The following is a 7,765-nucleotide window of genomic DNA, read 5'->3' as shown; positions in this document are numbered from 1 at the left end:
GCGCCCGCGGCGAGCGCCGCAGCGCTGGCCAGGCCGCTGGCCAGACCCGCGACCGGCCCATCGGGACCGGTGACGACACCGACCACGACCACGACGGCGGCGGCAGCGGCCAGGACCAGCCCCCGCTGCCGCCAGGACCGGTGCCGCCGCGCCCAGAGCACCACGAGCCCGAGCACGGGCCAGGCGACGCCCAGGTCAGCGCCGGGCAGCTGGGGCCAGCGGGAGGCCACGCAGACCGCAGCGACGACGACGGCCCACGCGACCTCCGGCAGCAGGCTGCGCCACCGCGCCGCGGGTGCGGGCGTCTGCGCGGGGGTCACGCCGTGGTCATCGGCAGCCCCGCGCCGCGCCTTGACGCGCGGGCAGCACGATGGGGGTGTGAGCGCTCCGGAGCCCGTGCGCGGGCGCGTCGTCCTGGCGGGGACCCCCATCGGCAACGCCGAGGACGCCCCGCCGCGCCTCGTCACGGCGCTGGCCAGCGCGGACGTCATCGCCGCGGAGGACACGCGCCGCCTGCGCCGCCTGTGCGCCTCCCTCGGGGTGGAGCCGCGGGGTCGGGTGGTGAGCTCCCACGAGCACAACGAGGACTCCCGCGGGGAGGACCTCGTGGCGGCGGCCGCCGCCGGCGCCACCGTGCTCGTGGTGACCGACGCCGGCATGCCGACCGTCTCCGACCCCGGCTACCGCGTCGTGGTGGCCGCCGCGGCGGCCGGCGTCCCCGTCACCACCGTCCCGGGCCCCTCCGCGGTGCTCGCGGCGCTGGCGGTCTCCGGGCTGGCCACGGACCGCTTCTGCTTCGAAGGCTTCCTGCCCCGCAAGGCGGGCGAGCGGGCCTCCGCGCTCGCGGAGCTGGCCCGCGAGCGGCGCACGATGGTCTTCTTCGAGGCCCCGCACCGCCTGGCGGCCTCGCTGGAGGCGATGGCCGAAGCGCTGGGGGCCGACCGGCGCGCCGCCGTGTGCCGCGAGCTGACCAAGACCCACGAGGAGGTGCGCCGGGGCCCCCTCGCCGAGCTGGCCGCCTGGGCCGCCGGGCTCGCGAAGATCGGGGAGGTGACCCTGGTGGTGGAGGGGGCACCCGCCGCCGCCACCGACCCCGCCACCGCGCTGGCGGAGGTGCTGGCCCGGGTGGCCGCGGGAGAGCGGCTCAAGGACGCCGCCGCGGAGGTCGCCGAGGCCACCGGCGCCTCCAAGCGCGACCTGTACCAGGCGGCGCTCGCCGCCCGCAGCCCGCGCTGAGCCCAGCGCCCGACCTCAGCGCCCGACCTCCACGACGACGGAGTCCTCGTCGACGGAGACGTCGAAGCCGGCGACCGCGGCTCCGGTGAGCCGCTCGCGGTGCGCGGCCACAGCGGCGTCCACCGCCCGCACCGACCGGGGCGAGCCCACGTGCACCAGCGTCAGCACCGGTCCGCTCGGCGGGCGGCGAGCGGTGATCTCGCCGTCCGAGCAGCTGTGCAGCGCCGCCGCCACCAGGGCGCGCAGCGACGGGAGGAGCTCCAGGTCCGCCGAGGGAGGGGCGTGGTCGACCACGTCGACCCGCACCCCGCGCCGGCGGGCGCCCGCCGCGCACCGCCGCACCTCGGGGTCGAGCAGGTCGCGCCCGCGCAGCTCGGCCCGCAGGTCCTTCTCCACAGCCGTCAGCTGGTCGCGCACGTCGGGGTCCAGGGGACCCGCCGCCCGCGCCACCTCCTCCAGCAGCGGCACCGCCGCGACCTCCAGCAGCGCCCGCCGGCGCTCGTGGGCCTCGGCGCGCTCCCGGGTGCGGCGACGGCGCTCGCGAGCCAGCGCGTAGGCGCTGTCGCTGCGCAGGAGGTCGATCTGGGTGGTCTGGACGAGGCGAGCGGCCACCAGGCCCCAGGCCCACCAGACGAGGACCGGGCCGAGCAGCATCGCCGTCTCGGGGGCCCACAGGGGGCCCTCGCCCGCCCAGTGCCGCAGACCGGTGAGCACCGCGAGGGTGGTCAGGGCGCTGGCGTGCGCCAGCGCGGGCCGGTCGCGGACCACCAGCAGCGCCAGGGCGGGGCTGAGCAGTCCGGGGGCCGTCGGCCGGTCGCCGAAGCTGGAGCCCGGCGCCACGGCGAAGGCGTTGGCCAGGACGGCCAGCGGCAGCAGGACCGCCGCCGCGGCAGCGGGCGCCGGGGCCAGCGTCCCTCCCAGGGGCCCGGCGGCGGAGCGGCCCGGCACCACCACCAGGGCCCACAGCCCCGCCGCCGCGCCCAGGGACGAGGCCAGCGCGAGCCACGGGTAGCTGGCCTCGGGCAGCGCTGCCAGGCACACCAGGCCCTGCACCCCCACCCACAGGCCCGCCGCCAGGAGCAGCGGCTGGCGGCGCAGCTCGAGGGCGCCGGCGCGGACGTGCCTCACCGCGGCCACCGCAGCTCCACCGTGGTCCCGCGCCGCGAGCTCGTGACGTCGGCGTCCCCCCCGACGCTGCGCATGCGACCCACCACCGACACCCGGATGCCCAGGCGTCCCGTGGGCAGCGCGCCGGTGTCGAAGCCGCCGCCGTCGTCGCTGACCACCACCCGGGCCCCCGCCTCGCCCAGGTGCCCGTGCACGCGGGCGCGCACGCCCGGCGGGTTGTGGTGGACGGTGTTGCGCATGAGCTCGGCGGTGGCGTCGGCCACGGCTTCCACCACCCGGCCGGGCAGCGCGCCGGGGGTGCTGCTCAGCTCCACCACCGCCCGGTCGAACGCACCGCGCGCGGCGGCTGCCACCTGCTGCGCCGCCAGCGCGCTGCCCACCGTGAGGGTCGCCGGTGCGGCCGCGATGCTCACGAGGGCCGCCGACGCGGCGGCAGCGGCGTCGCGGACCTCTCGCTGGGTCTCGGCTGAGGCTCCCGCGCGCAGGGCCGTGAGCACGTCGTCGTGCACGGCGGCCTCCCAGCGCCCGCGCTCCGCCTCGGCCAGCGCCATCGCCTCCGCCTCGGCGTCGGCGCGCAGCACCGCGCCGCGCGCGGCGCCGACCCGTCCGGTCGTCTGCTCCAGGCCGCGCGCGAGGTAGTAGACCGTCGCCGCGACCAGGGCGAGCACCGCGCCGTAGACCACCGAGGCGGCGGCGCCGCCCTGGGGCAGCGGAGGGGGCACCGGAGTGACCGCCGCGACCAGGGCGCTGAAGGCGGTGGTGGCCAGCAGCCCCCAGGAGCGGGGCGCGTTGCGCGCCAGCACCGCGCACGCCTGGGTGGCGGTGGCCACGACGTAGGCGGGCCAGGGGCCGTGGCCGACCGCCGGGTCGGGCAGCGCCAGGCCGGCGCCCAGGAGCGCCGCCTGGGAGACCGCGGTGAGCAGGCCCACCACCACGAAGGCGGCGGCCGCGGGGTCGGGCGAGGTGCCGCGCACCACGGCCACGACCGCCGCGACGTGCGCCAGGGTGAAGCACGCCAGCAGCGGCACCGCCCACCACAGGGGACCGGTCGGGCCGTCGAGGGCGAGGCTGCCCGCGGCGGCCGCCGCCGGCGAGGCACCGGTGAGGACGACCACCGTCCCCACCAGCCGCCGCGCCGTGGTGCGCGCGGCTGCGGGGCTCACCCGAGCTCCTCGGCGTCAGCGGGACTGCGCGGCACCGCTCGACGCGTCGTCGTCGTCCAGGAGGCCCATGGTCTCCGCCACGTTGCGCAGCTCGAGCTTGCTCGAGGCCCGCACGTCCACGGCGGCGAGCTTGCTGCGGATGCGCTTCAGGTACTCCTTGACGGTGCCCTCGCCGATGCCGAGGCGGCGCGCCACGGACTTGGCGGGCAGGTCCGCGGCGTACAGCCGCAGCACCTGGCGCTCCTGGGGGGAGAGCAGGTCGTCGAGGTGGGGGGCGGTCTCCAGGGCGCGGGCCATGCGCACCGAGACCACGGCCTCACCGCGGTGGGCTGCGCGCACGGCCTCCACGAGCACCGCGAGCGGCTCGTCCTTGAGGACCACGCCCAGCGCCCCGCGGGCCACGGCCGAGTAGACCTGGGCGGGCTTGGCGCCGTCGGTGTAGACCACCACCTGCGATCCGGCGGCCAGCAGGCGCCCCGTGTTGGTGCCGGGCGTCGAGGCGTCGCCCAGGCGGAGGTCCAGCAGCACCACGTCGAGGTCGTCCCGCTCGGCGAGCAGCTCCTCCACGGTGGGTGCGAAGGCCACCAGGCGCACCTCCGGTGCCGCCTCCTCGATGACCGTCTTCAGCCCCGCGAGGACCACGGGGTGGTCGTCGACGGCTCCCACCAGCACCACTGCGTTCTCCTCCACAGCCGTCCTCCCCGGGGGTCTCGGACCGCCGCTGGGCGCGGCGACGTGAGGACTATCGCCCCTGATCCTGACAGGCCGCTCACCGCAGGAAGGAGCGTCTGCCGGAGTGGAGACCGCTGCTGTCCCTCCTCAGGGGGGACCGCACGTCCTTCAGGCGCAGCGCGGGGGACTCGACGAGGTGCCAGGAGGCCAGGGCCGCCAGGGCCGTGGCCGCCAGCACCACCCCGAGGACGACGACGAACGGCGCACCCGCCAGCGGGGTGCTGAGCACGAGCAGCGCCACCGGCCAGTGCCAGACGTAGGCGCCGTAGGAGAGGTCGCGCCGCAGGCGCGGACGCCACGGGAGCCGGGCCGCGACGGCGAGCAGCAACAGCGCGAACCCCGGTGCGCCCAGGGCGCGGTAGTCGTCCAGGAGGAGCAGCCCCGCCACCAGGGAGGCGCCCGCCACCAGGAGGGCCACCGGCGTCACCGGCACCCGGTCGGCCACGAGGAGGGCGGCCGCGCCGAGGGCGAAGAGCAGCAGCAGGCGCGGCAGGTTCTCGCCCGGGAGCAGCTGCACGCCCGTGACCACCTGGGCCGTGGTGGCCAGCTGCAGCGCGCCGACACCGGCCACCACGAGCAGCGGGCGGCGGCGCAGCAGCCCGAGCACGCCCAGGCCGGCGACCGCGGCGTAGCAGAGCGCCTCGTAGAAGAGCGTCCACAGCGAGCCGTTGACCACCGGGTCGGGCGTGGAGGCGGGCAGCCCGGCGATGCCGAACTGCGCCATGAACAGGCCCGCGTTGTGCAGCACGTAGGTCGTGGCCGAGCCGGGGCCCGTCAGCACGTCCCCCGCGCGGCCGCCGCCCAGCACCGCCAGCAGGGGGGCGACCACCACCGCGGTGACCAGCAGGCACGTCCAGAAGCCGGGCAGGATGCGCAGCGCGCGGTGCCAGGCGAAGCGCCCGGGGGAGTCCAGGCGCAGCCAGCTGGACGTGATGAGGAAGCCCGACAGCACGAAGAACCCGTCCACGGCGAGCTCGCCCACCTCGGTGCCGCCGACGGTCGGCTGCCACCCCAGCGCCAGCTGCATGGCGTGGGTGACGGCGACGGTGCCCGCCAGCGCCAGGCGCAGCACGTCGAAGGCGTTGCCGCGGGGGTCGTAGGCCTGCGCCAGCGTGCGAGGGCGCCGCAGGGGAGCTCCGGCCGCCCGGGCGCGAGGGGGTGCGGTGGCGGTCACCCCACCACCGTCCGTCAACCTTTCCCTAACGTCAAGGTGAAGGTGCGACCTTCACGTGAACGGAAGGTTTCGGTCGTGGGAGGCGCCCGTCCTCCCGGGGGACCTGTGTCAGGGCAGCAGCGGCCGCAGCGACGCCAGCAGGTCGTCAGCCCCGGCCAGCTGCTCGACCAGCTTGTCGCGGCGCCGGCGCACGTCGGCCTCCAGGGCCGTCAGGCGCTCCAGCTGCTCAGCGCGCTCCTCGCCGTCCGCGCCGTCCGCGGCGGCCGGCGCGGACACCGCGTCGAGCAGCGCCAGCACCTCGCGCATCTCGTCCAGCGTGAAGCCCAGCGGCTTCAGCCGGCGGATGGTGAGCATCTTGGCCAGCGCGTCCTCGCCGTACAGGCGGTAGTTGCCGGGGGAGCGGCGCGCCGGCAGGAGCCCCTCGTCGTCGTAGTAGCGCACCGTGCGGTGGGACAGCGCCACCCGCTCGGCCATCTCCCCGACGGTCATGAGGCCCGCGACCGGGCCGCTGGCGGGCACGCCGGTCGGCGGGGTGGCGGTGGCGTCGTCGCCAGCGGACGGTGCGGACGGTGCGGGTGTGCTCACGGGTGCCTCCTCACCGGGGCCCTGACCTCGGGCGCGCCATCCTGCCACCAGGGCGCGGGGCGGCGGCCGCCGCCGGGGTCAGGCCGTGGTCGTGGTCGTCGTCGTGGTCGTGGTGCCGTCGCCGTCGGTGGCCGACGGGTCCCACGCCTGGAACTCCTCCGCGTGCTCGGTGCACAGCGAGTCCGTGGCGGACCACTCCACGTCGTAGGCGGCGTCGAGGGTCAGCTGCTCGCCCGACCAGCGCTCCACCAGCGCGGCGTCGGCCTCGGCGGGCGTCCGCCCGGCGTCCATGTCGGCGCAGAAGCCGTAGGCCATGTCGAGCAGGGTCGCGTCGTCGTAGGACTGGTAGGTCTCCTCGTACAGCGCGTCGATGAACTCCTGCTCCGAGGGCGAGAGCGACGCCACCGTCCCGTCCTGGCCCCGGCTGCCGACGCCGGCGTCGTCGCCGAGCGCGACCAGGCCCGCCACCGCTCCCACCGCCAGCCCCGCGCACACCACGAGCAGGACGACGCCGGACAGCGCCGTCCCCACCACGGCGTGGGCGAGGCCCGCGCCGCCGCGGCGGCGGGAGCGCACCAGGCCGAGGACCCCGAGCGCCAGCCCGAGGGGCGCGCACGGCACGGCCGCCACCCAGGACCACACCGCCACGGGGTTGCCCTGCGGCTCCCGGAGCCAGGGCGCCACGGCCGCCGGCTGCTGCTGGTGGTGCTGCGGCCACGGCTGCTGCGGCGCCCACGTCTGCTGCGGCGCCCACGTCTGCTGCGGCGCGCCGTGCTCCGGAGCGCGCCACGGTGACGCACCCGCGTGCGCCTGGCCCTCGGGCGCGCCCGGCTCGTTCGCGTGCTCCACGTCGTCCTCCCCGCTGCGCGCGGGAAGCGGCGCGGCCAGCCCGGCGACGGTAGGCGGCGCCGAGCCGGCCCGGTAGCCCGCGCCGCCGGCTGACACCCGGGCGGGCGCACGGCGCTGCCCGGCCGGCCCAACCGCGCCGCCGCACCGCACGAGCTGATCGGAAACGCCTCGCCGCCCCCGCCGCCCGTCCCATACTCCTGGCATCCGGCTCCGGGAGGACCATGGACGTGCAGCGCGCCGAGGCGCTGGGACCGCGTGCGGCGCGCAGGGCGCTCGTGGTGGCCAGCCGTGACCCCCGTGCGCGCTTCCTCGTGGTCGGGGCCGGCTCGACGCTCGTGCACCTGGCCGTCATGACGTCCCTGCTGCCCCTGGTGGTGGCCGAGGCCGCCAACGCGACGGCGTTCGTGGTCGCCACGCAGGCCAACTTCGCGGCGAGCTACTCCTGGACCTGGTCCTCGCGCCGCAGCGGCACCGAGGGGCGCGCCGACCTGCTGCGCCGCCTCGTCCTCTTCAACGCCGCGGCGGTGCTGGGGTTCGGGGTGAACTCGGTGTGCTTCACCTCGGCGCACCGGCTGCTGGAGGCCCCGCCCGTGCTCAGCGCGCTGATGGCCACCGCCGTGTCCGCCGTGGTGTCCTTCGCCGTGACGTCGCGCCTCGTCTTCGCCCAGCGCGCCGCCCAGGGAGCGACCGCGGGTGCCCGGCGGGCCGTGCCGCTCGCGGTGCGGCGCAGCGCCGCCCCCGCCGTCGCGCCGGCCGCGCCGGCGTTCGTGCTGGTCCCCGCACCACGCGGTGCCCAGCGCTCCGAGGTGCTGCTCCCCGCGCCGTCGTCCCTACCCGTCTTCTCGGTGCAGACCGCGCTCGCGACGCGCCCGGTGGTCACCGCCTCCTGAGCCCCGTC

At 77.6% G+C, this 7,765-nt stretch carries 9 protein-coding genes; 2 read left to right on the top strand and 7 right to left on the bottom strand.

The window, feature by feature from the left end:
• Positions 1-320 (bottom strand): hypothetical protein (locus tag FHN55_RS20985; RefSeq protein WP_218974891.1); only part of this gene is annotated, 320 nt, incomplete at its 3' end.
• Between the two features lie 76 nt (positions 321-396).
• Here FHN55_RS20985 and rsmI point away from each other — a divergent pair.
• Positions 397-1,236 (top strand): 16S rRNA (cytidine(1402)-2'-O)-methyltransferase, encoded by an 840-nt coding sequence (rsmI, locus tag FHN55_RS20980; protein WP_218974896.1) that lies wholly within the window; start codon positions 397-399, stop codon positions 1,234-1,236.
• A 15-nt stretch (positions 1,237-1,251) separates the two neighbouring features.
• On the opposite strand, the gene FHN55_RS24200 is transcribed toward rsmI, so the two are convergent.
• The 6 genes from FHN55_RS24200 to FHN55_RS20950 form a co-directional block, all read right to left on the bottom strand.
• The gene (locus tag FHN55_RS24200) at positions 1,252-2,364 is read right to left on the bottom strand and encodes a hypothetical protein (protein WP_139714350.1); all 1,113 of its coding nucleotides are present in this window, start codon (positions 2,362-2,364) and stop codon (positions 1,252-1,254) included.
• Positions 2,361-3,527 (bottom strand): ATP-binding protein, encoded by a 1,167-nt coding sequence (locus FHN55_RS20970; RefSeq protein WP_139714349.1) that lies wholly within the window; start codon positions 3,525-3,527, stop codon positions 2,361-2,363. Before FHN55_RS20970 ends, FHN55_RS24200 begins: the two co-directional genes overlap by 4 nt.
• 15 nt (positions 3,528-3,542) lie before the next feature.
• The gene (locus FHN55_RS20965; RefSeq protein WP_139714348.1) at positions 3,543-4,217 is read right to left on the bottom strand and encodes a response regulator transcription factor; all 675 of its coding nucleotides are present in this window, start codon (positions 4,215-4,217) and stop codon (positions 3,543-3,545) included.
• Positions 4,218-4,296: 79 nt separating this feature from the next.
• Positions 4,297-5,433 carry an acyltransferase gene (locus tag FHN55_RS20960; protein ID WP_218974890.1) on the bottom strand — a complete coding sequence of 379 codons (1,137 nt, stop codon included), beginning with the start codon at positions 5,431-5,433 and terminating at the stop codon, positions 4,297-4,299.
• A gap of 108 nt (positions 5,434-5,541) precedes the next feature.
• Entirely contained in the window at positions 5,542-6,018 is a 477-nt protein-coding gene (locus FHN55_RS20955) for a MerR family transcriptional regulator (RefSeq protein WP_218974889.1), read from the bottom strand.
• 78 nt (positions 6,019-6,096) lie between these two features.
• On the bottom strand, positions 6,097-6,867 hold the full coding sequence (locus FHN55_RS20950; RefSeq protein ID WP_139714347.1) for a DUF732 domain-containing protein: 771 nt from the start codon (positions 6,865-6,867) through the stop codon (positions 6,097-6,099).
• 221 nt (positions 6,868-7,088) lie between these two features.
• Here FHN55_RS20950 and FHN55_RS20945 point away from each other — a divergent pair, with 221 nt between their 5' ends.
• A complete protein-coding gene (locus FHN55_RS20945) occupies positions 7,089-7,757 on the top strand; it encodes a GtrA family protein (protein ID WP_139714346.1) in 669 nt (222 codons plus the stop codon).
• Positions 7,758-7,765 lie beyond the last annotated feature (8 nt).

Origin of the sequence: Streptomyces sp. NP160, from assembly GCF_006335115.1 — a bacterium.
Lineage (GTDB): Bacteria > Actinomycetota > Actinomycetes > Actinomycetales > Quadrisphaeraceae > Quadrisphaera.
This window is presented reverse-complemented; position numbering and strand designations above follow the sequence as displayed.